General features: G+C 48.0%; 25 protein-coding genes. 10 read left to right on the plus strand and 15 right to left on the minus strand.

Going from position 1 to position 26,021, the window contains the following annotated elements:
* Positions 1-10 precede the first annotated feature (10 nt).
* From AC6ESP_RS05450 to AC6ESP_RS05495, 10 genes are all read left to right on the plus strand, one after another.
* The gene (locus AC6ESP_RS05450) at positions 11-1,201 is read left to right on the plus strand and encodes a pyridoxal phosphate-dependent aminotransferase (RefSeq protein WP_497095676.1); all 1,191 of its coding nucleotides are present in this window, start codon (positions 11-13) and stop codon (positions 1,199-1,201) included.
* 397 nt (positions 1,202-1,598) lie between these two features.
* Positions 1,599-2,699 (plus strand): glutamate 5-kinase, encoded by a 1,101-nt coding sequence (gene proB / locus AC6ESP_RS05455; RefSeq protein WP_497095877.1) that lies wholly within the window; start codon positions 1,599-1,601, stop codon positions 2,697-2,699.
* Positions 2,700-2,732: 33 nt separating this feature from the next.
* The gene (locus AC6ESP_RS05460; protein WP_497095677.1) at positions 2,733-3,983 is read left to right on the plus strand and encodes a glutamate-5-semialdehyde dehydrogenase; all 1,251 of its coding nucleotides are present in this window, start codon (positions 2,733-2,735) and stop codon (positions 3,981-3,983) included.
* Between the two features lie 50 nt (positions 3,984-4,033).
* Positions 4,034-4,915, plus strand: a complete 882-nt coding sequence (proC, locus tag AC6ESP_RS05465; protein WP_497095678.1) for a pyrroline-5-carboxylate reductase — start codon at positions 4,034-4,036, stop codon at positions 4,913-4,915.
* Positions 4,912-6,132, plus strand: a complete 1,221-nt coding sequence (locus AC6ESP_RS05470) for a 2,3-diketo-5-methylthiopentyl-1-phosphate enolase (RefSeq protein WP_497095679.1) — start codon at positions 4,912-4,914, stop codon at positions 6,130-6,132. Before proC ends, AC6ESP_RS05470 begins: the two co-directional genes overlap by 4 nt.
* Positions 6,129-6,797: a 2-hydroxy-3-keto-5-methylthiopentenyl-1-phosphate phosphatase gene (locus tag AC6ESP_RS05475; protein WP_497095680.1), complete on the plus strand. Its 669-nt coding sequence runs from the start codon at positions 6,129-6,131 to the stop codon at positions 6,795-6,797. Before AC6ESP_RS05470 ends, AC6ESP_RS05475 begins: the two co-directional genes overlap by 4 nt.
* 6 nt (positions 6,798-6,803) lie before the next feature.
* Entirely contained in the window at positions 6,804-7,454 is a 651-nt protein-coding gene (gene mtnB / locus AC6ESP_RS05480; protein WP_497095681.1) for a methylthioribulose 1-phosphate dehydratase, read from the plus strand.
* Positions 7,455-7,579: 125 nt separating this feature from the next.
* The gene (locus AC6ESP_RS05485; RefSeq protein WP_497095682.1) at positions 7,580-8,596 is read left to right on the plus strand and encodes a MerR family transcriptional regulator; all 1,017 of its coding nucleotides are present in this window, start codon (positions 7,580-7,582) and stop codon (positions 8,594-8,596) included.
* 14 nt (positions 8,597-8,610) lie between these two features.
* Positions 8,611-9,270 (plus strand): SAM-dependent methyltransferase, encoded by a 660-nt coding sequence (locus AC6ESP_RS05490; protein WP_497095683.1) that lies wholly within the window; start codon positions 8,611-8,613, stop codon positions 9,268-9,270.
* Between the two features lie 240 nt (positions 9,271-9,510).
* A complete protein-coding gene (locus AC6ESP_RS05495; RefSeq protein WP_497095684.1) occupies positions 9,511-9,870 on the plus strand; it encodes a hypothetical protein in 360 nt (119 codons plus the stop codon).
* Positions 9,871-9,943: 73 nt separating this feature from the next.
* Here the strand turns inward: AC6ESP_RS05495 and AC6ESP_RS05500 are convergent, their stop codons facing one another.
* From AC6ESP_RS05500 to AC6ESP_RS05570, 15 genes are all read right to left on the minus strand, one after another.
* Complete coding sequence (locus AC6ESP_RS05500; RefSeq protein WP_497095685.1) at positions 9,944-10,627, minus strand: DnaD domain protein; 684 nt, start codon at positions 10,625-10,627, stop codon at positions 9,944-9,946.
* Between the two features lie 45 nt (positions 10,628-10,672).
* Complete coding sequence (locus AC6ESP_RS05505) at positions 10,673-11,878, minus strand: acetate/propionate family kinase (RefSeq protein WP_497095686.1); 1,206 nt, start codon at positions 11,876-11,878, stop codon at positions 10,673-10,675.
* Positions 11,878-12,750, minus strand: coding sequence for a 3-hydroxyacyl-CoA dehydrogenase family protein (locus AC6ESP_RS05510; RefSeq protein ID WP_497095687.1), 873 nt, complete (start codon positions 12,748-12,750; stop codon positions 11,878-11,880). The genes AC6ESP_RS05505 and AC6ESP_RS05510 overlap by 1 nt, the downstream gene beginning before the upstream one ends.
* A gap of 133 nt (positions 12,751-12,883) precedes the next feature.
* A complete protein-coding gene (locus tag AC6ESP_RS05515; protein ID WP_497095688.1) occupies positions 12,884-14,383 on the minus strand; it encodes an AAA family ATPase in 1,500 nt (499 codons plus the stop codon).
* A complete protein-coding gene (locus tag AC6ESP_RS05520; RefSeq protein ID WP_497095689.1) occupies positions 14,376-14,915 on the minus strand; it encodes a hypothetical protein in 540 nt (179 codons plus the stop codon). Before AC6ESP_RS05520 ends, AC6ESP_RS05515 begins: the two co-directional genes overlap by 8 nt.
* 117 nt (positions 14,916-15,032) lie before the next feature.
* Positions 15,033-15,608, minus strand: a complete 576-nt coding sequence (locus AC6ESP_RS05525) for a cell wall elongation regulator TseB-like domain-containing protein (protein ID WP_497095690.1) — start codon at positions 15,606-15,608, stop codon at positions 15,033-15,035.
* Positions 15,609-15,613: 5 nt separating this feature from the next.
* Positions 15,614-16,921, minus strand: a complete 1,308-nt coding sequence (locus AC6ESP_RS05530; RefSeq protein ID WP_497095691.1) for an amidohydrolase — start codon at positions 16,919-16,921, stop codon at positions 15,614-15,616.
* Positions 16,896-17,552 carry a redox-sensing transcriptional repressor Rex gene (locus tag AC6ESP_RS05535; protein ID WP_497095692.1) on the minus strand — a complete coding sequence of 219 codons (657 nt, stop codon included), beginning with the start codon at positions 17,550-17,552 and terminating at the stop codon, positions 16,896-16,898. The genes AC6ESP_RS05530 and AC6ESP_RS05535 overlap by 26 nt, the downstream gene beginning before the upstream one ends.
* Positions 17,552-20,410, minus strand: a complete 2,859-nt coding sequence (gene dinG, locus AC6ESP_RS05540; RefSeq protein ID WP_497095693.1) for an ATP-dependent DNA helicase DinG — start codon at positions 20,408-20,410, stop codon at positions 17,552-17,554. The genes AC6ESP_RS05535 and dinG overlap by 1 nt, the downstream gene beginning before the upstream one ends.
* A gap of 15 nt (positions 20,411-20,425) precedes the next feature.
* Positions 20,426-21,211, minus strand: coding sequence for a hypothetical protein (locus AC6ESP_RS05545; protein ID WP_497095694.1), 786 nt, complete (start codon positions 21,209-21,211; stop codon positions 20,426-20,428).
* A gap of 121 nt (positions 21,212-21,332) precedes the next feature.
* The gene (panD, locus tag AC6ESP_RS05550) at positions 21,333-21,716 is read right to left on the minus strand and encodes an aspartate 1-decarboxylase (RefSeq protein ID WP_497095878.1); all 384 of its coding nucleotides are present in this window, start codon (positions 21,714-21,716) and stop codon (positions 21,333-21,335) included.
* Positions 21,709-22,602, minus strand: a complete 894-nt coding sequence (gene panC, locus AC6ESP_RS05555; RefSeq protein ID WP_497095695.1) for a pantoate--beta-alanine ligase — start codon at positions 22,600-22,602, stop codon at positions 21,709-21,711. The genes panD and panC overlap by 8 nt, the downstream gene beginning before the upstream one ends.
* Positions 22,599-23,504, minus strand: coding sequence for a 3-methyl-2-oxobutanoate hydroxymethyltransferase (gene panB / locus AC6ESP_RS05560; protein ID WP_497095696.1), 906 nt, complete (start codon positions 23,502-23,504; stop codon positions 22,599-22,601). The genes panC and panB overlap by 4 nt, the downstream gene beginning before the upstream one ends.
* A gap of 247 nt (positions 23,505-23,751) precedes the next feature.
* Entirely contained in the window at positions 23,752-24,732 is a 981-nt protein-coding gene (locus tag AC6ESP_RS05565) for a biotin--[acetyl-CoA-carboxylase] ligase (RefSeq protein ID WP_497095697.1), read from the minus strand.
* Positions 24,725-26,008, minus strand: a complete 1,284-nt coding sequence (locus tag AC6ESP_RS05570; RefSeq protein ID WP_497095698.1) for a CCA tRNA nucleotidyltransferase — start codon at positions 26,006-26,008, stop codon at positions 24,725-24,727. Before AC6ESP_RS05570 ends, AC6ESP_RS05565 begins: the two co-directional genes overlap by 8 nt.
* Positions 26,009-26,021 lie beyond the last annotated feature (13 nt).

Genomic DNA, 26,021 nt, shown 5'->3' on the forward strand with positions numbered 1-26,021 from the left:
GTGTGAATGAATGGAAACACAAATTGGGAATCATGTAATAAAACCAGCGGATCGGATGTCTTTGCTGCCTACACAGTTTTTCGCCAAGCTCGTAGGCAAAGCTAATGCACAAGCAGCTAAAGGACGGGATGTCATCAATCTGGGACAAGGAAACCCCGACCAGCCGACACCGCCGCATATTGTTGCGAAGCTGCAGGAGGCCGCAGCAAATCCGATGTACCATAAATATCCACCATTCAGTGGCTACGCCTTCCTGAAAGAAGCGGTCGCTAAGCGTTATAAAGAAGACTACGATGTAGATCTGGACCCTGCTAGTGAAGTCGCAATACTATTCGGTGGCAAGACCGGTCTTGTCGAGATTGCGCAATGCTTGCTTAATCCAGGTGATGTGTGTCTTGTTCCTGACCCTGGTTACCCGGATTATTGGTCAGGGGTGGCGCTTGCTGGAGCAGAGATGCATTTCATGCCGCTTACAGCTGACCGGAGCTACTTGCCAGATTATTCGGCAATTAGTGCTGATGCATTAGAACGTGCTAAGCTCATGTTCATGAACTATCCGAACAATCCGACAGGCGCTGTTGCTACCTCTGAATTTTACGAGGAAACGGTCAAGTTCGCTAAGGAGAACGGCGTTGTAATAGCAAGTGACTTCGCTTATGGCGCTATTGGCTTCGATGGCAAGCGTCCAATCAGCTTCCTACAGACGCCAGGAGCTAAGGAAGTTGGAATTGAATTCTATACCCTATCCAAATCCTATAACATGGCTGGCTGGCGTGTAGGCTTCGCAATCGGCAATGCTGAGATCGTGTCATTGATCAACCTGATCCAGGACCACTATTATTGCAGCCTGTTCGGTGGTATCCAGGAAGCAGCTGCGACTGCATTGACTGGACCTCAGCAATGTGTAACCGAGCTGAACGCCATGTATGAGAGCAGGCGTGAAGCATTGTTCGGTGCTCTGGATCGCATCGGTTGGAAGACCGATCGCCCAGGCGGCTCATTCTTCGTCTGGCTCCCAGTACCGATTGGCTATACCTCCGAGTCCTTTGCGGATCTGGTACTGTATGAGGCCGATGTAGTGGTTGCGCCAGGCGTAGGCTTCGGATCACACGGTGAAGGCTATGTCCGTCTTGGACTGCTGACGAGTGAGGAACGGCTCATTGAAGCTGTCGAGCGGATTGGCAAGCTAGGCTTATTCTAAGGTAATGGCAGGCTGGGCGTATGAACCCAGCCTGTCTTTTTATGTTGTAATAAAAGCGTATAAACCCTTCACCTGCCTTGCTTTACAGCAATCCCAGATCATGATATGCTAACATTAATTAAACACCAAACGTGATGACGGGACTAGTAAGCTTGAATAGATCGTGGACAGAGAGTAAATTCCTTAGGCTGCAAGAATTTACCTCGATCGCTCGCTGAACCCTTCCCCCGAACGGCCGGTGATGAGCCGGACAGCGCCTACTGTTACAAGGCTTAAGCTGGATTGCATGTCTTATGGACATTCGGTCAACAAAGGTGGTACCGCGGAAGCTCAGACTTTCGTCCTTTATTGGACGAAGGTCTTTTTATTTTGTCAAGATATGGGAAGGGATCAGATTATGGCGGAACGAATCATTGTAAAAATCGGAAGCAGCTCTCTTACATCGGAAGAAGGCGGGTTAAACCGCGAACGGATCGCATATTTCGCAGCAGAGCTTGCTGCTATGCATAAGGAAGGCAGCACGGTCATTCTCGTTACCTCGGGTGCCGTAGCTGCGGGCTTCCGCCAAGTGGGCTATGCCACAAGGCCAAAGGCCGTTCATGAGAAGCAGGCGGCGGCGGCTGTCGGTCAGGCACTGCTCATGCAGGCTTACCAAGAAGCATTCAGTCAACATGGGATCGGCGCTGCGCAAATTCTGCTCACCCGTGCTGACTTCTCCAATCGCAAGCGTATCCAGAATGCTCTAATGACTATCGAAGAGCTGCTTCGTCTTAAGACGATTCCTATCATTAATGAGAATGATACGGTCGCAACGGACGAGATAAAGTTCGGCGACAATGACAACTTATCTGCACTCGTTGCTACGATGACCAAGGCTTCGCAGCTTGTTATTATTACAGACATGGACGGCTTATATACTGAGGACCCTCGTAAGAACCCGCTCGCAGTCAAGATTGAGCGAGTTGATCAAATATCGGAAGATATTATGAAGCTGGCTGGCGGCGCAGGCTCCTCTGTCGGTACTGGCGGTATGCGCTCCAAGATTGAAGCAGCTCGCATAGCAATGCGGGGCGGCGTTCGCACCTTCATCGGCAAAGTGCAGCAGCCTGGCGATCTAAGTCTTGCAGCAGCCGGAACGGGACGCGGTACCTACTTCGATACTCAGCTTCAAAGCTTGCCGATGAAGAAGCAGTGGCTTGGCTTCCACTCTATGCCTCAAGGGCGTATCTTCGTCGATGAAGGTGCAGAGAACGCTCTGCTGCAAGGCGGCAAGAGCTTGCTGCCTGCCGGCATTCGTGAGAGTATTGGAGACTTCCACCATGGCGATGTCGTCGAGGTTGTTAGTCAAGGCGGTCAGACCATTGGACGTGGTGTAGTCAATTATGATGCTTGGCAGGTTCAGGCTGTTGCTGGCCTCAGTACCGAAGAGGTACGGCGCCGTGTTGATGTCAACCGCATTGAAGTCATTCATCGAGATGAATGGATCTCATTAAATTAGTCTATTCAGCAATATAAACAGGAGGTTGTGTGAATGAACAGCGAGGTTAGAGTAAAAGCAGCATTAGCGCAAGCCGCAGCGAGTACAATGAATAAACTTACCACTGAGCAAAAAAATATCGGTTTATTAGCCATGGCAGATGCACTCATCAGCCAGCAGTCTTCTATAATTGAAGCGAATAAGAAGGATCTTGAGAATGGCCGTGAGCAAGGCACAAGCTCTTCCCTTCTGGACAGACTTGCTCTCGATGAGACTCGTATCCGCTCTATCTCTGATGCCCTGCGTCTCATTGTCGATCTTCCAGACCCTGTTGGCGAGGTGCTCGAGCAATTCGACCGTCCGAACGGTCTTCATGTAGAGAAATCAAGAGTTCCACTTGGTGTTATTGGTATGATTTATGAAGCTCGTCCGAATGTTACTGTTGATGCTGCCAGCCTATGCTTGAAGACTGGCAACTCCGTTGTGCTTCGTGGAGGATCTGCTGCTCTGGAATCCAATCGTCAGATCATCAGTATCTTGCAGGAAGCGCTGAAGGCTACGGATGTTCCATCTGATGCTATCCAGCTGATTGAAGATTCAGATCGCGCTTCCGTCAACGAAATGCTGAAGCTAAATGGTCTACTCGATGTCATTATCCCTCGCGGCGGAGCTTCACTTATTCGCAATGTGGTTGAGAACGCAACCGTTCCAGTCATTGAGACAGGAGCTGGTATCTGCCATACGTTCGCTGATGAAAGTGCTGACTATGAGATGACAGAAGCAATAGCCCTCAACGCCAAAGTTCAACGTCCATCGGTATGCAATTCGATGGAGACATTGCTTGTTCATGAAGCTTTTGCTGACCGTCATCTCTCTCAGCTTGCAGATAAGTTCATTGCAGCAGGTGTTGAGCTGCGTGGGTGTGAGAACACCGTTACGCGAATCCCTCAAGCGGTACTGGCAACGGAAGAGGATTTCGCAACCGAATATAGTGATTATGTTTTAAATATTCGAATTGTAGCAAACTTAGATGAAGCCTTAACACACATAAGGAAGTTCGGTACCAAGCATTCGGAATGTATCGTAACGACTGATACACATAACGCCGACCGCTTCTTACAAGAGGTAGACGCTGCGGCTGTGTATCATAATGCTTCGACTCGCTTCACCGATGGCTTCGAATTCGGATTTGGAGCGGAGATTGGCATCAGCACACAGAAGCTGCATGCTCGTGGACCGATGGGACTTCCTGCCCTAACATCTACGAAATACCGGATATACGGAAACGGTCAGATCCGCGGATAAGCGTCTGATCTTGAATAGGAAACCACTACAAGGCTGGAGGATTGTTATTTATGAAATTATCAACTGAAACGGGAGCGGCGCCCAGCATTCAATCGCTGCAGCTCTGCTTCTACGGGGCTGGGTCAATGGCTGAAGCTATTGTACGGGGAATTATTAATCAGAAGCTGACCTCGCCTGCACATATTTCTATGTTGAATCGTCAGAATGCTGATCGCCTTAACGAGCTTAACTCACGTTATGGCATTCAAACGATTCTGAGCGGTTCGAGTAACGAGCAGTTTCTTCAGCAAGCAGATATCATATTTCTGGCGATGAAGCCCAAGGATGCTCCCGCAGCTCTTGAAGCCATTAAGCCTTATATATTGGGGAAGCAGATTATCATTTCGGTCATTGCGGGCCTTTCTATCTCATCCATTGAAAGACTGCTTGGCAGACAGCTGCCTATTATCCGGACAATGCCGAATACGTCCAGCACGATTGGCTTAGGCGTAACCGGCATCAGCTATTCAAGTACTGTAACACCTGAACAGAAGCAGCTGTCTGAAGCTGTTTTCCAATCCGTAGGTATTACTACTGTCGTAGACGAAGCTCTTCAGGATTCGATTGTCGGCGTGTCGGGCAGCGGTCCCGCATATGTGTACTACTTCATGGAAGCGATGATGACGGCAGCCGGCAAGCTTGGTCTCCAGCCTGATGCTGCCAAGGAGCTCATCGTACAAACCATGCTGGGCGCAGTCGAGATGATCAAATCAACTGGTGAGGAGCCAGCTGATCTGAGAAGGAAAGTCACTTCACCTAATGGCACAACACAAGCAGCTATTGAAACCATGGATCGACACGGCTTCTCTGAGGCTGTCGTACAAGGAATGCTCCGTTCAGCCGAGAGAGCCGGTGAAATCGGTGCCGAAATTGAGAGGAGTATACAGCAATGAGCCAAGTATGCATAGCAACATACCGCAGCTTCGATGAGAAAGCTGATTTTCATAAAAAAGCATTATCCATAGCTGTCGGCTTGACGGTTGGAAGCTGGACGGAGCTTCCTGAAGCGCGCAAAGCCGAGATGGAGAAGCACTTGGGCAAAGTCTTATCTGTTGAAGTTCATGAACCAGCAGATGGAGAACGCTATGCCGATATTCGGATCGCTTACCCAGACATCAACTTCAGCCGCGATATTCCTGCCCTGCTCGTGACGATCTTCGGCAAGCTGTCCATGGATGGACGAATTAAGCTCATCGATATCGATGTTTCTGAGGAATTCGGATCTGCTTTCCCTGGCCCCGCCTTCGGCCTTAACGGCGTTCGCGACTTGCTTGGTGTACATGATCGTCCATTGCTTATGAGCATCTTCAAATCCGTTGTTGGTCATGATTTAGCCAATCTTCAGGACCAGTTCTATAAGCAAGCCCTTGGCGGCGTTGACTTAATCAAGGATGATGAAATTCTGTTCGAGAATCCATTGACTCCGCTTGAGAAACGTGTTGAGGCGTGCATGGAAGCGGCAGCTCACGCTCAACAGGAAACTGGCCAAAAGCTTCTGTATGCGGTCAATTTGACCGGACCTACGTCTAAGCTGGCCGAGCAGGCACGCAAAGCAATCGCTGCTGGTGCCAATGCCCTGCTGTTCAATGTGCTGGCTTACGGATATGACGTTCTGCATGAGCTGAGCAAGGATGCTTCGATTAACGTTCCTATCGCAGCACATCCAGCAATGGCTGGTGCTCTCTATCCCTCTCCGCATTATGGGATAAGCGCATCCGTACTACTGGGCAAGCTGATGAGGCTGGCAGGTGCAGATCTGGTTCTCTTCCCTTCTCCTTACGGCTCAGTCGTCATGCCTCGGGAAGAGAATCTAGCCGTGAAGGACGTATTGCTGGCACCATCGAGCACGTTACGGACCAGCTTCCCTGTTCCATCTGCTGGTATTCATCCAGGGCTCGTGCCTCTTATTCTGCGTGACTTCGGACATGATGTCGTCGTCAATGCAGGCGGCGGCATCCACGGACATCCGATGGGGACAGCAGCTGGCGGACAAGCCTTCCGTATCGCCATCTCAGCAGCTACACAAGGTATTCCGCTTAGAGAAGCGGCAGCACAGCCAGGTAATGAACCGCTGCAAGCAGCGATAGACGCATGGGGGATTAAGGAATGACATTGACAGCTAAGAAACGCATCATCTTCTGTGACTTTGACGGTACGATTACCGTTAATGATAATATCATCGCGATTATACGCCATTTCAACCCGCCAGGCTGGGAGTCTATCGCAGAGCAAGTTCTCTCACAGCAGATTTCTATTCGTGACGGGGTTGGACAAATGTTCCATCTTCTTCCTACCTCAATGAAGCAGGAAGTCGTTGACTATGGAATCAATAATGCCCGTATCCGTGAAGGGTTTGCCGATTTGCTGGCATACTGCGCTAACCATGATATTGAGTTTTATGTGACGAGCGGCGGCATAGACTTCTTCGTCTTCCCTATTCTTGAGCAGTTCGGCATTCCTCAAGATCATATCTATTGCAATGGCAGTGATTTCAGCGGAGACACTATTGCTATTACATGGCCCAATCCTTGTGACGGCAGCTGTACGAATGACTGCGGCATGTGCAAAACGACCATTATGCGCAGATTCCCAGTAGACCAATATGAACGTATTCTGATCGGTGACAGCGTGACCGATTTTGAAGGCGCCAAGCTGGCTGATCTTGTATTCTCCCGCTCCATTCTGACAGTCAAATGCCAGGAGCTTGGTCTGCCGCATCATGAGTTCGACAGCTTCCACGATATTATTAGCAAGCTCGATCAGGAAAGGACGTAATCATCCATGGCATATAAAGATGTAAGATTAGAACAGAAGCAGCAAGCATTCGCTGAGCTTCGTGAAGTGAAGGAGCTCTTCGCTTCACGCGGCTGGTTCCCTGGAACAAGCGGCAACCTCTCCATTCGCGTTGGTGATTATACGCCTGAAGAGTTCCAATTCGCTATAACGGCAAGCGGCAAAGATAAGACGGTACATACACCGGAGGATTATCTTATCGTCGATCAGGATGGCAAGGCATGCGAAGCAACCTCCCTCAAGCCTTCTGCTGAAACGCTGATCCATAATGAGATTTACAGGCTGACTGGCGCTGGCGCTATTTTCCATATTCATTCCGTGTACAATAGCGTAATTTCAGAATGGTTCTGGGATCGCAAAGCAGTACCGGTCGATGGCGTAGAGCTGATTAAAGGACTTAATATTTGGGATGAGGAAGCCCACATCGATATCCCTATCGTCTCCAACTTTGCAGAGATTGCCCGCATCGTACCGGAGGTCACAGAGCGATTAGTCGAGCGTATTCCTGGCATTCTGCTGCGTAAGCATGGGATCTATGCTTGGGGGGCGAATGCCTTTGAAGCGAAGCGCCATCTGGAAGCATTCGAATTCATCTTCGAATATGTGTATCGCTGGGAACTGTTGAACGGAAGAAAATAAGGCACCGAGGACCGAACCTGAGGCTTACGCTTAAGGCTCGGTCTTTTTTTTGAAGCTAATATGTCATTTGGGTGTTGACCTTAACGTTACGTAATCGTTCATGATCATATATAGGGGTGATAGAATTGAAGGTTCATGAAGCAGCTCAACGGCTTGGGATTACACCTCGAACACTGCGGTTCTATGAGGAGAAGGGGCTTATCCACCCCGTCAAAGACAAAGACAACGGTTACCGCCAGTATAGTGATGACGATATGAACCGTTTGAAGTGGATCGTTGCACTTAGGGAGCTTGGCATGCCCATTCACACGACAGCTGATGCGCTGAGCGTTATCGAGGATAAAGCGGCTTTCTTGCGCAAGGTAGATGAAGCTCGTTCTCTGTTATACGAGGAATGGCTCGCCTCAGCACAGAAGCTGCAAGCACTGGAGCATACAATTGATGCTTGGCAGCAGCAGTCGGTTCCGGAGCTTGAGCTGGCAGAACAGCTTGCTGGCCAACTTAAGCATATTCGGACAATGCGTTCGGCTTGGAAGGATGAATGGGATTATGATGAGCTTGCACTTCGTTATGGTCAATCTGCACCGCAGGCTGCCTTAGCCGCTGAACTAACACCGCACCAGTATGAGGAAGGGCATCGCCGGACGGTCGATTGGATTGATCCTGCACTGGGTGAGCATGGACTTGAGCTTGGTGCAGGCACAGGCAACCTTACAGTGAAGCTAACTGCAGCAGGCGCTCGAATGTGTGTCATTGAGCAATCTGCCGAGATGCTTGCCGTGCTGCGCAGTCGACTGCCGCATGTGGAGCAGAAGCTTGGTAATATGCTGGCCTTGCCGATCGCAGCTCAAGCCTATTCTTTTGTAGCCGCAAGCTTCGTAATACGGCATTTGAATGCATCCCAGCAGCTCATAGCCATTAGAGAGATGGATCGCGTTCTTCAGCCTCAAGGCAGAATCGTTATTACCGATATTCAGCCGCAAGCAGTACAGCAATCCCTCTTCCCTCCCACCTCTAGCAACTCTGCGCTGCCATGCCATGAGAGCGTGCTTACTTGGCTGCAGGAGCATGGCTATTCCATCGTATTCGATCATGTGGAAGACAGAATCTCATTGCTTATTGCAGTAAAACAATTCAGCTAGGAGGAGGTTATGAGATGAACAAGGAGCAATTAGATGACATGTACAAGCAGGACTCTTATGTGTGGGGATTAGAGCCGAATGAGCTTGCTGTACAACTCGTAAGCAGACTTAACAACGGACAGTTGCTTGCGAACGACTCCAGTAGCCTGCGATTACTTGATCTCGGCGCCGGAGAGGGCCGTGACAGTGTTTATTTTGCTAAGCAGGGTATGGTTGTGACAGCATTCGACATTAGCTCTAACGGGCTTCAGAAGGCTTTAGAGCTTGCATCTAGTGCTGGCGTGGAACTTACAACAATCTGCTCCAATATGAATGAATGGCTGCTCAAGGAGAAAGATGAACTTGTATCGGAGTTTGAGGTTGTCTATTCCATCGGAGCTTTGCAGTATTTGGAGCCATCGCTCCGCAATCGTCAGTTCGAACGACTCAAGGCTATAACTTCCGATGGCGGCATTCATGCTCTATTTGCTTTTACCCATCAGGATGATTTGCCTCTCGCTCCGGATTGGGGGACGAATGAATATTTATATGGGGACAATGAGATGCTGGAGCACTATCAAGACTGGGATATCATTGATTCTTACAGCTGCCGCTTCCCTTGCAGCTCCTCTGGTGTCCCACACGTTCACGCTGCCCGTATATTGTTCGCACGCAAGCCATCGCGCAAGCTGTAGAAGCAACTGATTCGTTTAAACCTCCTGTGAAGCAATTATTCTCTGTAAATGAGCGAAATGAGGTTCGCCAGCAGCGAAAGTAATTTCGCTATTTGAGGCGGGAGGGTTTAATTACGAGTGTGTTGGGTTTATCACACGTTGGCGGTCAGTTAAGACGCAGCTCTCGAATATGCTTTTGCAACTATAATTGAACCGGAGCCGTCTAATTCATAAGCAGCTGTACCGTAGTATTAGGGGGCGATGGATATTAAAAAGATAACCGTAATAGTCATTCTACTAAGCTTGATGCTGACAGCTTGCAGCAAGGTAAGCTTATTCGAGGAAACGATTGATACGATTAACCAAGGCAGCTTCCTTGTGAATTGCTCGGACGAGGTAAACCGGAATAAGACTGGAGATATCAATGCAATTGGTTACTTATGCGATATCGCAATAACTAGCGATACTACACTGAAGGAGCAAGAAGGAAGCTCCCTGCAATTCGAAGATTTCTCCAAGGGAGATCTCATTCGAATTACGCTCATGAAGCCGGAGGATATTAGTCCAAGCAACGGGAGCTTCAAGGCCGCAGAAATTATTCGATTAGAAATCGCGCAGTAGGCATTCTTAATTGACCCGGTAACAAACAAAAGAGGCAGTGCCACATAGCACTGCCTCTTTGTCATAGATCAAGCTAACCACGCACGCCTCTGAATTTCTGTGAATGCACTCTCGCTTCATCCGCATTGGTCACTCGATTGCGACCCCAATCAATCAGGATACGATCGATGTACTTGAAATTCAGTTTGCCAGAGAATACAGCCTCTTTGAGAGCGAAGCGAATCAGCTCATCCTGATATTTGTCTTGATCGAGCCAGCTGCTAATCGTCTCACATTCCATTGGAGACAGCAGCCTGCCGAATTCTTGCTCAAAAACAGAAAATAAGTTCGTCGGATCTGCAGTCCCACGCTTCACAGGCTGACGCTCCGCTTTCCTCGTCTCACGCTTCTCCTGTGCAGCCCATTCAGCTGCCCTCAGCAGCCATCCACTCCAATTATATTGCTCAGACTGAATGCCAGATAAAGAATCGAATTGATCGTCAATAGCGAGAAAACCATCCTTCATCAATCGTCCGAGCAGCTGTTCAACGGACCGTACAGTTGTTCCGAGCCGTTCTGCCAATTGTTCAGGAGTCGGGAATTCAACTCCCTCCGACTCACGAAACAGCATAAGCTGCAGCAGCAGCATGGCTTCCGTATCGGATAAATCCAGATGGCGATAAGAGCGCAGCAGCAGCGCCGACACATGCACGCCTCCCTCATTCATTACAGCAGCCATGCCGCGTGAATAAGCTTTCCACATGTCGTCATTGCTCACGATTCTCATCCCTCCTACCTCATAATGTTAAGGCTTCATCGAATTTTAAGCTTGTTCTTGAGCAATCGTGTAGGTATCACGCGCAATCAACAGCTCCTCGTTCGTCGGAACGACAAGCACTTTCACACGGGAAGCAGCAGTCGAGATGACTCGAGCTTGCTTGCTGCGTTCTGCATTGCGGGCTTCATCAAGCTCAATGCCAAGGAAAGTAAGTCCTTCGCATACTGCTTTACGAAGAACCGATGAATTCTCACCGACGCCTGCTGTAAAGACCAATACATCAATGCCATTCATAGCAGCAGCGTAAGAACCGATGTATTTGCGCACACGATAAGTATACATATCAAATGCCAGCTTCGCCTTACGGTCGCCTTCATCCATCGCTTCCGTTACTTCGCGCATATCACTGCTGATGCCGGAAACAGCAAGCATTCCGCTGTGCTTGTTAAGCATGGAATTAACCTCATTCAATGTCAATTCCTCTTTATTCATAACAAACGGTACGATTGCAGGGTCGATATCTCCACTACGTGTTCCCATCATGAGACCTTCCAGTGGTGTCATTCCCATACTCGTATCCAATGATTTGCCATCCAAGATAGCGGTACAGCTAGCACCATTGCCAATGTGGCAAGAGACCATTTTGAGGGACTCCAATGATTGTCCAAGCAGCTCAGCGCCTTGTTGGCTCACATACTGATGAGAAGTACCGTGGAAGCCGTAACGGCGAATTTTGTGTCTGCTGTACAGTACCGTTGGAATAGGATACAAATACGAGGTATTCGGCATCGACTGATGGAAGGCTGTATCGAATACAAGCACCTGCGGCACGTTAGGCATATTCGCCTCAACCGCCATTATGCCCATCATGTGAGCTGGATTGTGAAGCGGCGCAAGATCGAACAGCTTGCGAATCTCAAGCTTCACGTCAGGAGTAACAAGTACAGAGCTCTGGAATACTTCTCCACCATGAACAACGCGATGACCGACTGCTTGAATCTCAGCCATCGATGCAACGGCACCATATTCCGGGTGTGTCAGCATATCGATTACTCTTTTAACGGCAGTCACATGGTCCAGAATTTCACTAACATCACGCACCTCTGGCTTGTCCGGTGGCTCATGCGTAACGATGGAGGAATCCATGCCGATCCGCTCTACTCTGCCGCTTGCAAGCACCGATTCATCCTTCATGTTATACAATTGATATTTCAAAGAAGAGCTGCCTGCATTAATTACGAGTACTATCATTAGATTCGGTCCCCATCCTTATCATATTTGAAAAATCCTTCGCCTGTTTTGACACCAAGATTGCCAGCGCGAACCATCTTCTTCAGCACGATTGACGGACGGTATTTCAGCTCACCATATTCACGGAACATCCGATCAAGTGCTGCTAGAACAGAATCCAATCCGAAACGGTCAGCCATCTCGAACGGACCATGCTGGAATGAATATCCAATTCTCATCGCATTGTCGATATCTTCAGCCGATGCAACGCCTTCTTCCAGAACATGAAGCGCCTCATTAATCAGCAGACAAATAAGCCGGGAAGTTACAAAGCCCGGTGATTCAAACACCATAATCCCTTTTTTCTGAATAACTTCCTCGACGAATTGCTTCGTTCTGACGAATGTATCCTCTGAGGTTTTGAGTCCCCGAACAATCTCAACTAGGTCGATCTTAGATACTGGATAAATAAAATGCGTACCGATAACCCGATCCGGGTTCTTCGTTACACTTGCCAGTTCAGTTAGGCTAAGTGTTGACGTATTGCTCGCCAGTATCACATCTGGAGGACAAATACGGTCAACCTGCTCGAATACGGCCTTCTTGCTCTCAAGATCCTCCGTAATCGATTCAATAACGAGTTCACAATCCGCAAGGTTGTCGTAGTTCTCACACAGATGAATACGGTTGAGAATAAGCTTCTTCTCTGACTGTGTAAGTGCCCATTTCTCGATCTGTCTTTCCAGACTAAGCTCGATCATTTCTTTGCCGTATGTCAAACGCTCTGACGAACGCTCCATTAGATAGACGTCCAGGCCATTAGAAGCAAGCATCTCTGCTATACCTTGCCCCATCGTACCGGCTCCAATTACTCCTACTTTTTTGATAGACATGATTCTCTCCTTGTTTTGTTTCTCTTGATGTTTATTGAGAAACATTCTCTTTATATTTATACTCTTCTTTATTATAACGATTTTCAGAAAAAAAAGAAGGCAGACAACGTGTCCGCCTTCAAATTGTGACATTTTAAGCGATATTCGAGAGTTTGTGAAGCAAATCACGGAAATCTTTGCCGCTGATGGTCTCTTCACGGATAACTACGTCTAATGCTTGGAGGAATACCGAGCGCTTCGCTTCCAGCATGGTCTTCGTCCGAAGCATCAGATCATCGAGAATTGAGCGGTTAATGGTGGCCCAGCTATCAGGTGTCATCATCTTCGAATCAATAATTCCAAGCTCCGTTAAGCCCGACTCGACCAAAGTCCGAACGATATTCATCGCTTGATCGAAGTCGCCGCGAGAGCCCGTGCTTCGATCACCATAGAACATCTCTTCAGCAGCAGCCCCCGCCAGAGCAATCATAATTTGTCCATTCAAAAATTCTCGTGTATACAAATATTGATCCTGCTGCGGATTATGGCGAACATAGCCCAGCGCTTGCCCACGCGGGGACAGCGCAACCTGCGACACACTGCCAGGGCGAACAATCTCAGCTGCTATAGCATGACCTAGCTCATGAAGCGCAATACGCTCGCGCTCCTCTTTGGTTGCTTCGCGGTCAGTCTTCTCACCCATCATGACCTTATCAATGGCCATGCCCAGATGGTGCTCCATGATAGCAGCGCTATTGTCACGCAAGGCATAGATTGCACCCTCATTCATTACCCCTTCGAGCTGGGCGCCAGAGAATCCGAACGATTCCGTTGCAATTTTGTCCAAATCAACTGAGGAATCAAGCGGTTTATTCGCAGCATGAAGAGTAAGGATATGCAGACGTCCCTTCTTGTCAGGAAGCTCTACGCCTATATGACGGTCGAACCGGCCTGGTCGGAGGAGCGCACTGTCCAGCATTTCCTTCCTATTCGTAGCTGCAATAATCAGAATACGCGGTGATTCGTCAGACCGGATGCCATCCATTTCTGTAAGCAGCTGATTAAGAGTCTGATCGTATTCGCGATGCTGACCGCCATCCCGCTTACCGCCAATTACATCGATCTCATCTATAAAAATAACCGCATTGCTTTTGTTTGCCTTCTTCGCTTTTTGCCTAGCTTCCTTGAACAAATCACGAATGCGGCCTGCCCCTACACCTACATACATTTCCACAAATTCACTGCCCGAAGCAGCCAGATAAATAGAATCTGTATAGTGTGCGGCTGCCTTAGCCATTAAGGTTTTACCTGTTCCCGGAGGTCCGGTCAGCAGAATGCCTTTCATAGGACGAATGCCAAGCTTCTTCATCTCTTCATACTTCACAAGAAAGTCGAGAGCCTCTATAAGCTCCTGCTTCGCACGTTCCTGCCCTCCGATCTGTTCGAAGGTTAGAGAAACCTTCTTCAGCTCAGACGATTTTCTGGAGCCTTGAGCTGCAGTCATTCGTGTTTTTCCCCCACGAGAAGCGAATAACACCACTGCACCCAATACAGCAAGCATTAGAAACGGAACAATGTTAACGCCCGTGTACATTAAGAACGCTAATAGAACAGGTACGAAGCCGACCAGCATTTCTTTCCAATATTTAAGCATAGGTCGACACCTCCAGCTGTGCTGGTACACGAGGAAGCACGACGTATTTCGATGCAGAATCATCTTTTAACGTAATATATACATTCTTATCATCCATATCTGTAACAACTTGAACACCTTGATATTGCTCAGCTAACTGCTCTAAGGAAGCTGGTATATCTGAGTATTGCTTGGTTTCCATCGCCTGTGCTACATCGAATAATGCCGAAGACCAGATTTGATCTAATCGTACACTGGAATCTGGGTCCTTAATAGTAAGCTGCAGCTCCCTAGTGCCGATTATATCTTTGCCTTTTTCATTAATTGAATCATATATAGACTTCAAGTTCGCATCAGGCTCCAACGTTAATTGGATAGAAACAACTTCTTTATCTAGAATGGGAGTGTCCGCTTGGACAATACCGTCCACTTCTTTAACCGCTTTTTGTAATGGTGCATCAATCGCAACTTGATTATAGAGAAGCCATCCTCCAAACAAGATCAGAACGGAGGCTGCAACAGTTATAAGTGTCGGAACAACTCGTAGCTTCATTCATAAATCCCCCTCTGTCCATAATGTAATACATCATTCGTATATCAACACCGCTATACGAAAGTATATCACATTATAATAGACAGAAGAGGGTGTAAAAATAGGAAGCAATCGTGATTATCCAGCAGAGCTGGCAGGCAGACGGTATTCATTAAGCAGCGTACCGTCACGGAAGCTGTAGAAATCATAATAATATTTATCTACATTCTCATCACTCATATAGAATACTTCCCATACGAGCTGTCCATTCATTACGCCAGGCTGAACTCGCTTTATGATCAAATCTGGTTTGGCTTGGCGGAATGCTGCCCGCACATCCGCCTTTCTTACCGCTTCAGAAGATTTCACAATCAGCTCGGTTCCTTGCGTTATTATTTCTTCTTCTCCTGCCTCATCAGCTTGAGTTACCGGAGGAGTGACGAAGACGAAGACCTCTTCTCCCGCCTCATCCTCACCCTCAACAACCCAGGTCTGCTTATCCCATACATGCTTGGTAATCGCAGTAACTGACGTAAGCCCAGCAGCTTCAATGGCTTGAGATTTGATGGTCTTCTCCGTCATCCAGAATGGATTTTGTACGGTATTGTAATATATAAGCATACCCGCAGCAAGAGCTGCCAATAGAACGCCAACAACGGCAAGAGTTCGGCCAGGAGTCATGAAGGCCTTACGCTTTCTAGTGCTTACCCGCATAACAGCTAGCCCTTCAGCAGACGGTCGAAGCTTGCTGCTGCCTCATACCGGATTTGTTCTTCATCCAGAAGCGTGCATTGCCCCTTGCTGACAACCTGCTTACCATCAACCCATACATCCGTAACATCGCGGCCTGAACCCGAATATACGAGGTGGGATACGAGATCAGTCTGCGGATAATAATGCGGCTGTTCAATATCTAGAGCAATGAAATCAGCCTTCATCCCAACAATGAGCTGACCTATGGAGCCTTCTTGCCAGATTGAGCGAGCTCCATACAAGGTGCCCATGCGCAACGCTTCCATAGCAGGAACAACCGTAGGATCGCCTGATACGCCTTTATGAAGAAGTGCCGCAAACTTAATTTCCTTGAACAAATCCAAGTTATTGTTGCTCGCTGCACTGTCTGTACCAAGCGAGACTGTCACTCCTGCCTTCAACAAATCAGGTACACGTGCAATTCCACTTGCAAGCTTCAGATTGCTAACCGGATTATGCGATACAGCTACCTTCCGATCAGCAAGCAGAGCGATTTCCTCATCATTCAAGTGTACAGCATGTGCAACTAGCGCAGGACGTGAGAAGAGTCCGAGGCGATCCAGATGCTCAACTGGACGTACGCCGTAATCCCGAACATTTTGCTCCACTTCTGCCATTGTTTCTGACATATGGGTATGAACCGGAAGATCATAATCATGAGCCGCTTGAACGAATTTCTCTATATAATCCGGAGGGCAGGTATACGGAGCATGTGGTGATATCATCGTTGTGATTCGACCATCTGCCTTGCCATTCCAATCACGTGCAAAAGCAATGGCTTCAGTGAGCTTCGACTGCTGCTCAGCTTCTGAGCACAGGCCGATTACTCCTCTTGTCAAACATCCTCTGATACCTGACTGCTCCACCATAAGTGCTACTTGATCCATTCGATCGTACATATCTACAAAGGTAGTCGTACCTGACTTCAACATCTCTACAATCGCAAGAGCGCTTCCAGCCCTTGTATCTTTGTCAATGTATCTGCCTTCCATCGGCCACATCTTCTGCTCCAGCCATACCTGCAAATTCTGATCGTCAGAGTACCCTCTCAGCAATGTCATTGCGGCGTGTCCATGCGTATTAATCAAGCCAGGCATGTAAGCGTGCTTGCTTCCATCGACTCGCTCTACTGATTGTTCCAAATTCTCAGGCTGGGCTTCGCCAATGTATGTAATTCGATCATTGGTAATAACCATATGACCACGAACAACAGGTTGTTTCTCATCCATAGTAACGAATAAACCATTCTCAATCCAAGTCTGACTCATTTTCATCGTTCCTTCCTTTTTCCAAATAATAAGCTAGACTTAACAGCTCTCTTGTGAAATCTGCATGATGAACCCGAACCTCTTCTGGTACTCGTAGAATAGCCGGAGCGAAGTTAAGAATACCCTCTACACCGGCCTCGACAATTTGGTTCGCTACATTCTGGGCTTCGTGACTAGGTACAGTAATAATACCGATACGAATATCATATTCAGCTACTGTCTTCTTGAGCGTCTCCATCGGCATAACGGTCAAGTTATTGATCTTCGTGCCAATTTTGGATGGGTGAACATCGAAGACAGCAACTATCTTCATATTATCTTTCGAATAAGTATTGTAATTACAGAGGGCATGCCCTAAATTACCAGCACCGATGAGTACGACATTAATCGCTCGATCGAGCTTTAATATTTGCCGAATCTTATCAATAAGATGAGTCACATCATAGCCAATTCCTTTGCGGCCGAAATCACCGAAATAAGCTAAATCCTTACGGATTTGAGCTGGGTTAAGATCAAGCTTCACCCCAAGCTCCTGTGAGGAAACGGTTTGAACTTCTCGATTATCCAGCTCATTGAGCACTTGAAGGTAAATAGGCAGCCGTCTTACGACTGCCTCTGAAATCTTCGTCTGTTTCATCAGCCTTCATTCTTCCCTTCCGCAAGCCACTCACGCATTCTTGGCACAATCTGTTCAATATGCATATGCTCGATTTTTGGTCCAGGCAGAGAATACAAAAAGTGTTTGCCATAATACGTCTCTATTACTCTCGTATCATAGATAATGACAATCCCTTTATCCTGTGAGGTCCGAACGAGTCTACCGAAGCCTTGCTTGAAGCGAATAACCGCTTGTGGTATAGATAATTTCATAAAAGGATTCTGTTTCTGCTTCTGCAGCATTTCGGATTTCGCCTCAACAAGCGGATGATTCGGTGGCTGGAACGGCAGCCTCACAATTGCAAGGCATGTTAAAGCGTCTCCAGGTATGTCTACACCTTCCCAGAAGCTGCTTGTTCCAAGCAATACAGACTCTGGCTGCTGTGTGAACCTTCGGGTGAGCTTCGTTCGATTGCCACTGTCTATTCCTTGACCCAGCACTTGAATGCTAGAACCAGTTAACGCTTCTTTGAGCGGTTCATACACTTGCTTAAGCATCCGGTACGAGGTGAACAGCACGAGCATGCGCCCTTTCGTCTCCATCGCTGCAGAAGCTAATGAACTGACGAGCATCGAGACGAACTGCTGATCTCCTCCAGCGCCTTTAAGCGTTGGGAAGTTGCGCGGAATAATAACGAGCGCTTGATCCCTATAATTGAATGGAGAAGGCAGCTGTACCGTCTTCAGCCTGTTCGTCTGCTCAAATCCGGTTAGTCCAAGCTGCTCTTCGGCATATTGGAACGACTTCTGAACAGAAAGAGTGGCAGACGTTAGAATGATGCTCTCCTTCACGTCGAAGAAATATTGCTGCAGCTGACTACTTACATCAACCGGTACGGAATATAAATGTACGGATCTATAGCGATTAGCAGTGGTAGCTTCAATCCAAGGCACTTCTGTTGCTTGATCCATCTTCATGAACGTGCGCAAATCATCCTTCACACGCATTAAATCACGAATAGCACCATTAATATCCGTAATAGTCGCCTGAATAGTCGTATCATCCAGACGCTCTTTTATATCAGACACCATTTTATCCACTGTACGTGTAACTCGTCCTAGCTCTGCATGTACATTATCCTCAACGGTGATGGCGTCATCCCAGCCTGTTGGCAGATTATCACTGCGTAAGCGGCAGACGGCTTGGCCATTATCATTGCTGACGTCCGACGAATTGCCTACGAAGCTGTAGAACATCTCGAATAATTTATCCCAGTGCTCCTTAACTTCATTGAACACGGGTATTACTGTATCGATGGTTTCCACCCATGCATTTGCCCTCTCGTCACCCTCCTGCTGGAGCTTGAATCGGAGCGAGGGAAGCAGACCGGAACGGCTGTCTTTGAACAATCGCATCGTAGCATTCATTAAGGAATAATAGGATAACTGCATACCCAGATGCTTGCTGGCTACCTCCTCCATATGATGGGCTTCATCAATGATGAGATGATTATAGCCTGGAAGCAGTCGATGATCCGCTCGAATATCAGTGAACAGCATCGAGTGATTCGTTATGCATACATCTGCAATGTTAGCCTCATGCTTGGCACGATGATAATAGCAGCGCTTGAACCATGGGCATTGCCTATTCAGACACGAGTCCGCATCACTAGCCACTGTAGACCAGAAGTCGGTTCCTTTATTGTTGAAATTAAGCTCTTCTTGATCACCCGTCTCTGTCTCCCCTAGCCATACCACCATCTGTGAAGCGGTAATTGCATCCTCATACGGAGAAGCCAAATCGCGTGTATTTATTTTATTCTCGAATTTTCGTAGACATAAATAATTGCCGCGTCCCTTGAATATAGAAGCACGGAAGTCAAAAGGCAGCAATTCCTTGAGCAATGGCACGTCCCGATGACGCAGCTGCTCCTGCAAATTAATCGTATGCGTGCTTACGACTATCTTCTTCTCCTCACGGACACCATAATAAAGGGAGGGAATCAAATAACCGAGAGATTTACCTGTTCCAGTACCCGCTTCAATCAACAAATGACGGCCACTATTCAGAGAGTCATATACCTCATGGAACATGGTCGTCTGTGCTTCTCGTTCCTCATAGCCTGGGAATTTCTCAATAAATTTCTGTTTAATTGCATCCAAATATTGCTCAAAAGAAAAGTCGCTTAGCGGCTGTTCATCAGCACCGGCTCGTGCTGGCTGTTCTTCAGTCCATTCACCAGCCTTCAAAGCGAACTGATTAAAGTACTCATAATCATTCGTCTCGAACATCGTCTGCTGCTCTGCCTGCTGCAGCGCTAGACCTATGAACCAGCTAAGATCGCTGCTGCTGTCTATAAGAAAGGATAGCCGCTGCAAAGTAAGCAGCGGCAGGTTTCTGAGCTTGCGTACGGATTCAGCAAATAAAATGGCTGTAGCCATCGCATCGCTGTCAGCACGATGATGCTGTTCATGGGTGATACCGAATTGCTCGGATACTGCTCCAAGCTGGTAGGACGTAATGGATGGATAGAGCACCTTCAATAATTCGATCGTGTCCAGCCTTCGTCCACCGAACATATGATAGCCGCTGCGATCGAGCGCTTGATTCAAGAAGCCTGCATCGAAGTTGACATTATGGGCAACTAGAACAGCGTCATCAAGCAGAGGAATGAGCTGCATCAGAACTTCATCAAGCGCTGGAGCGTCAGCTACCATGGCGGCATCAATTCCAGTTAGCTGAGTTATAAACGCTGGAATTGGAATAGTAGGCTGTACAAACGTATTGAACGTTTGTACAACCTCCAAATCATTATCAAGAATAACGAGACCAACCTCAAGAATTTCATCAGTTGCACTATGTCCCGTCGTTTCCAAATCTAATACGGCAAATTTCATTAACGACCGATCCCTTCACAAGCAGCAAAGCTCGGTACTACCAAAAAATAAGGACAATTGCTGCGGCGTTTCTTTACAACATTTCAAGTTGTTTAACGGGTCCTTGAAGCTCGGGCAAGTGTCATAAGCTTGAATAAATAATTGCTCTGCTTGCTCCAAGTTCATGTAGACCGCTTGAATGCACCCAAGGGCATTATAGCCTAAAGCACGCCACTTCGGATAGTCCGTTAAAGCAACTAATAGCTGAAAATGTCGTTGCGCTTCGCTCCAATTCTGAAGATGCATGAAAGTCATCGCTAAATACAGGCGAGCCAGATTGCATTCCGGCAAATTGCTGACAGCCATCTGAAATTGGGAGGCTGCATGGGAGAACATAAATAACTTATAATACCCTTGACCTTTAGAAATCATTTCAGCCAGTTCGTAAGGAAGCACCATATCCAGCTCACTGTTATAGGGCTGCTTGGTGATTTCCGGTTGTTCCGGCGCTGCAGCTTCCGTTGTTGCGGTTAATGATTCCGATGCCGCAGCCATAGCAGCTGCTGCGGCACCTGCATTCATTAGAGCAGCAGCGGAAGGCTGCTGCTTATCCATGGACAGATCCAAAGTGCCCTGCATTTCAACAAAATCACTAAGCTTTTCCTCGAACTCGATCCATTGCTCCACTAATGAATCGTTCACCTTCTTGAGCATCATCAGCTGTTCTTCATATTGCTGCTTCTGTTCCCCACCCGATTCCGGATAGGCTTCAATAAGATGTTCAAGCATTTCGTTCATGGCAGCAAACATATGTTGAAACATATACCGCATCCCGCCTTCACCAAAGAATTTAGGAGTGTTATGCTCATTCTTTGTTAAGGCGGGTCTTTTCATACTCGGTACCAGTCGTTACATAACACAGGGACTTCTATAAGGCTGCATCTTACAAAATTGTGGCATGGATTTCTTCCGTCAGACTAGTGAGCGGTTTATTCACACTGTCTAATATCGTCACGATTGGCTTATGCTGTCTTGCTTCTTCATCTGTCATGTTCGCATAAGAAATAATAATGACTTGATCACCAGGCTGAACTTGACGAGCAGCTGCTCCATTCAAGCATATTACTCCAGAACCGCGCTGCCCCGTTATGACATAAGTCTCAAACCGAGCGCCATTGTTGTTGTTGACGATTTGTACCTTCTCGTTCTCCCAAATATTCGCTGCATCCATTAAATCCTCATCAATTGTAATACTGCCTACATAATTAAGATTCGCTTCTGTCACAGTAGCGCGGTGCAGCTTGGATTTCATCATCGTTCTATACACAGTCATTCACCTCAGCTCCAATGAATAGTTCATTATCAATTAACCTGGTTGTTCCAAATTTAACGGCTAACGCCAAAATATATCGGTTCGACTCGAGTTGAAGCAACTCATTGTTATCAAGCGGCGTCAAGCTTGGATAATTCAGCCATTCCACGTAATCGATCTCAGCCAGACTTGCTTCAGCAATAGCTTCTTTGACTTGAGCTACGACCTGCTCAGAGGTCACACCAGGCTGTGCAGCCCATTCTCTAGCCTGCGAGAGTGACCGCGACAAGACAACTGCCTGCTGACGCTGCTCAGCACTCAAATACACATTGCGCGAGCTGAGTGCAAGTCCGTCAGGCTCACGAACAATTGGACATGGAACAATGGTTACTGGGAAATTCAGATCCTCCGTCATCTGCACGATAACAGCAACTTGCTGAGCGTCCTTCATTCCGAAATAGGCATAATCTGGCTGAACCAAATGGAACAGCTTACTTACTACAGTACCTACACCATCGAAATGCCCCGGCCTTGAAGCACCACATAGACGATCCGTCACTTGATTCACTATTACAGTGGTCAATGGTGCATTGGGGTACATGTCTTGGACCTCTGGCATGAACACGACATCAATTCCGTTCTGCTCAGCAAGCTCCAAATCCCGTTCTTCATTTCTCGGATAACGCTCGAAATCTTCATTCGGTCCGAATTGCAGCGGATTAACAAATATCGACAGGACAGTTGCATGGTTTTCTGAAGCCGAGCGTCGCATCAAGCTCGCATGACCTTCATGCAGGAAGCCCATCGTAGGCACTAATCCGATTGTGGATTGGCTCGGTAAGCTTGTCCGTATATGAGAGAGCTCCTGATGGAGCTCCTTAATCGTTCGACATACAATCACCTTGAACGAACCTCCTCTCTTGGCTGCTTCTTGCTCTCATCAGTTGAGGATCCCGCTCCATACAGCTCCTTAACCGCATCAGAAGCCTCTGGGAGCGCGCCGAACACGTGCTGCTCAGCCGGGAAGGTACCTGATTTCACTTCGTCCACATATGCGCTGATGGCTTCACGAATGGTGGTACCGACATCTGCATAGGTTTTGACGAAGCGCTTCTCGAAATATGGAGAAGAGTATTGAATAAGATCGTGATAGACCAGAACTTGTCCGTCGCAGCCTCTGCCTGCTCCGATGGATATGGTCGGTATCGAGAGCTCGCGTGTGATCGCTTCAGCCAGCGGCTCTGTCACAAGCTCCAGTACGATGGCAAAGGCACCAGCCTTCTCGAGAGCCTTGGCATCCTCCATCAGCTTGAGCGCCTCTTTCTCGAGCTTTCCTTGAACCTTGTAGCCGCCAAGCTGATGAACAGACTGTGGCGTTAATCCAATATGACCCATGACGGGAATGCCTGCCTTAACTAATGCGGATACATCTTCCGTAATTTCAGTTCCGCCTTCCAGCTTCAGAGCTTGGCCTCCGCCCTCCTGCATCAGTCTTGCCGCGTTGCGAAGAGTCGTTTCGCGTCCAATATTATAAGTCATGAACGGCATATCCACGACGATGAACGTATTGCGTGCACCGCGTGCAACAGCTCGTGAATGGTAGATCATATCATCGAGAGTGACTGGAATAGTCGTATCGTAACCAAGTACGACATTGCCAAGTGAGTCTCCCACCAGAATAACATCAATGCCAGCTTCTTCAGCAAGTGTAGCAGACGGATAATCGTAAGCCGTCAGCATCGTTATGGCATTCTTGTCCTGTTTCATTTTTTTCAAGTTCGTAATCGTTAATCGTTTCCTCATGATGCTCTCATCCCCTTTAAGTTGTTAGGATAAACACAAAAAAACCTTTTAGCCGCTGCTAAAAAGGTTCCCGAACGAAAAAGGAAACGATTGCTTAATGGTTGCTTCCTTCTGTCTCGGTCCCTTCGGCTCAGAGCAGAGTGTGCATGGTCAATCTTTCGTTACAGCTTACCAACCGTCAGTGCAGCTCCGTACGGATACCGCCTGCTCTTCTTCATAGTAGCAAAAAAATAGCGATCCGTAAACGTTATCCGTTCACGGGCTCGCCCATTTCTGCTGAGAATACAACCACAGTACTTCCGTCTGTCTTCTTCACCGTTATGGCACCACTTGGATCGAGCCCAATCGGAACCCCTTCAATGACACCTTGCGGAGTCGTAAGGGTAGCCGGTTTATGAAGCGAGACAGACAACGCCTCCCATAAGGTTATAATAGGAGCGAAGCCTTTTTCTTGATACATGACATACAGCTGTTCCCATTCCTGCAAGAAATCCGTAATGATGTCTGCTCTGTCCCACTTCTCTTCCCCTGCTATACGAAGGGAGGTTGCACGCTCCAGCAATTCTGTGGGATAGTCGGCTTCCTCTAGATTAACACTAACGCCAATACCAGCGATGACATAGCATAGACGCTCATCCTCGGCAATCGATTCCAGCAGAATTCCACTTATTTTCTTTCCTTCAATTAATAGATCATTCGGCCATTTGATGCCAATTGGCAAGGAAGTCATTCGCCTTAAGCTGCGGCACAAGGCTACGGCTGCGAGTAGCGTCAATTGTGGCGCAAAATAAACGGGCACAGATGGCCTCATGATGAGGCTCATCCATACGCCTTTCCCTTTCGGCGAGATCCAGCCTCTCCCCATTCTTCCGCGGCCGCTAAGCTGCTGCTCTGCTATAACGAGCGTTCCTTCAGGAGCGCCCTTCTCCGCTAATTTCTTCGCAATATCCTGCGTAGACTCTACTTGTTCGAAATACCGGATCGATCTCCCGAACTGATGGGACTGCTGCTTCTCCATAATCTCGTCTATCGGAAGCTTGTCCGGAACAGACAGCAATCGATAGCCGAGCTTGCGAGATGCCTCGAATTGATAGCCTTCGGCTTCTAGCTTTTTAATCTTTTTCCATACGGCCGTTCTGCTTACATTCAGCTGTTGGCTGATCTGCTCGCCAGAGACATATTGTCCTGCATGTCCTTCAAACAGCTCTAGAAGCTCAATATTATTCATGGTCAGTGCCCTCGTTATTCCACAGTCTAGCTTGCCTATACAGCTGCTCCTGCTCATTAGTCAGCTCTCTTAACGCAACAGCCAGCAGCAGTCGCTGCAGCAGTTCACCCGTCCAGGCGCCTGGCTTGCGCTGCAAGCAATCGGACAACTGTCGTCCATTCACAGCCAGCTGCTTAACATTGTGCACTGGCATCTGCTGAACCCATTCTTCCAATTGTTCGACAAGGCTATGATAGGCGTGTGCAGGATTGTTAGCTATGACTTGCAGCCACTGTTCTGCCATTGCCTTGCCGTAACGAAGAACAAGAGAAATCCATCCAGCATGCAGAGTCTTATTCACAGAGGTATCCAGAATATGCATATCCAACTGAAGGCTACTAGCAGCGATAAGCTGTAATCTGCGATCATTGGGCATTCTCAGTGCTCTAGCAGTATCCTCACAATCTTCTACGGTAATACCAGACGTCGTGAACAGACCTATCCAGCGAAGCTCAGCTGTCTCTAACTGATTCAGCCAAGGCAGCAGCGGTTTTCTCTCAGCGTCACAATGAGCTAGGAGTACAGGAACAATAGGAAGCTTAGCTCCCGTACAGTTCAGCAAGCCGCTTGAAGCCAACAGCCGAACCGCTGATTCGGGTCTGCTGCCGCCCATCATCTTATCAAGCTCAGTGAGAACACGTTCCATTGCAATATGTACCAGCAGCTCACGATGATGAATTATTGCTCTCCACGTCCGATGGGCAATTCGAAATCCGAATTGGGAGGAGAAGCGAATTGCTCGGAGCATTCGCAGAGCATCCTCTTGAAACCGTGCATCCGGATCGCCGACACATCTGATGATGCCATTCTGGATATCCGCAATACCACGGAATGGATCATACAGCTCGCCATCTGCACGCATAGCAAGAGCATTAATCGTCAAATCTCTTCGTTCAAGATCACCGTCCAGCTCAGATATAAACTGTACACTCGATGGTCTCCGATGCTTCTCATAGGCAGATTCCTTCCGATAAGTGGTAACCTCGTAGGAGGCTCCATCTTGCAGAACAGTTACCGTGCCATGCTGCACCCCTGTCGGAATGCAGCGCGAGAACAGCTCAAGCACCTGTTCGGGTTTCGCCGAGGTAGCAATGTCGATATCTTGGATGGGCTGTCCCATCAGAGCATCCCTTACACAGCCACCAACAAATACAGCTTCAAATCCATGCTCGAGCAGACGCTCCAGAACGGGCAGCGCCTGCCTCATAAGCTCCGGCATAACGAGGCGATTCGTCATGGAACCGACAACC

The organism is Paenibacillus xinjiangensis, from assembly GCF_059686975.1.

Bases quoted from the DNA above. Each gene is read 5' to 3' on its own strand.
- AC6ESP_RS05450 (WP_497095676.1), top strand. From the start codon at position 11: ATGGAAACACAAATTGGGAATCATGTAATAAAACCAGCGGATCGGATG.
- proB (WP_497095877.1), top strand. From the start codon at position 1,599: ATGGCGGAACGAATCATTGTAAAAATCGGAAGCAGCTCTCTTACATCG.
- AC6ESP_RS05460 (WP_497095677.1), top strand. From the start codon at position 2,733: ATGAACAGCGAGGTTAGAGTAAAAGCAGCATTAGCGCAAGCCGCAGCG.
- proC (WP_497095678.1), top strand. From the start codon at position 4,034: ATGAAATTATCAACTGAAACGGGAGCGGCGCCCAGCATTCAATCGCTG.
- AC6ESP_RS05470 (WP_497095679.1), top strand. From the start codon at position 4,912: ATGAGCCAAGTATGCATAGCAACATACCGCAGCTTCGATGAGAAAGCT.
- AC6ESP_RS05475 (WP_497095680.1), top strand. From the start codon at position 6,129: ATGACATTGACAGCTAAGAAACGCATCATCTTCTGTGACTTTGACGGT.
- mtnB (WP_497095681.1), top strand. From the start codon at position 6,804: ATGGCATATAAAGATGTAAGATTAGAACAGAAGCAGCAAGCATTCGCT.
- AC6ESP_RS05490 (WP_497095683.1), top strand. From the start codon at position 8,611: ATGAACAAGGAGCAATTAGATGACATGTACAAGCAGGACTCTTATGTG.
- AC6ESP_RS05495 (WP_497095684.1), top strand. From the start codon at position 9,511: ATGGATATTAAAAAGATAACCGTAATAGTCATTCTACTAAGCTTGATG.
- AC6ESP_RS05505 (WP_497095686.1), bottom strand. From the start codon at position 11,878: ATGATAGTACTCGTAATTAATGCAGGCAGCTCTTCTTTGAAATATCAA.
- AC6ESP_RS05510 (WP_497095687.1), bottom strand. From the start codon at position 12,750: ATGTCTATCAAAAAAGTAGGAGTAATTGGAGCCGGTACGATGGGGCAA.
- AC6ESP_RS05515 (WP_497095688.1), bottom strand. From the start codon at position 14,383: ATGCTTAAATATTGGAAAGAAATGCTGGTCGGCTTCGTACCTGTTCTA.
- AC6ESP_RS05520 (WP_497095689.1), bottom strand. From the start codon at position 14,915: ATGAAGCTACGAGTTGTTCCGACACTTATAACTGTTGCAGCCTCCGTT.
- AC6ESP_RS05525 (WP_497095690.1), bottom strand. From the start codon at position 15,608: ATGCGGGTAAGCACTAGAAAGCGTAAGGCCTTCATGACTCCTGGCCGA.
- AC6ESP_RS05530 (WP_497095691.1), bottom strand. From the start codon at position 16,921: ATGAAAATGAGTCAGACTTGGATTGAGAATGGTTTATTCGTTACTATG.
- AC6ESP_RS05535 (WP_497095692.1), bottom strand. From the start codon at position 17,552: ATGAAACAGACGAAGATTTCAGAGGCAGTCGTAAGACGGCTGCCTATT.
- dinG (WP_497095693.1), bottom strand. From the start codon at position 20,410: ATGAAATTTGCCGTATTAGATTTGGAAACGACGGGACATAGTGCAACT.
- AC6ESP_RS05545 (WP_497095694.1), bottom strand. From the start codon at position 21,211: ATGTTTCAACATATGTTTGCTGCCATGAACGAAATGCTTGAACATCTT.
- panB (WP_497095696.1), bottom strand. From the start codon at position 23,504: ATGAGGAAACGATTAACGATTACGAACTTGAAAAAAATGAAACAGGAC.
- AC6ESP_RS05565 (WP_497095697.1), bottom strand. From the start codon at position 24,732: ATGAATAATATTGAGCTTCTAGAGCTGTTTGAAGGACATGCAGGACAA.
- AC6ESP_RS05570 (WP_497095698.1), bottom strand. From the start codon at position 26,008: ATGACGAATCGCCTCGTTATGCCGGAGCTTATGAGGCAGGCGCTGCCC.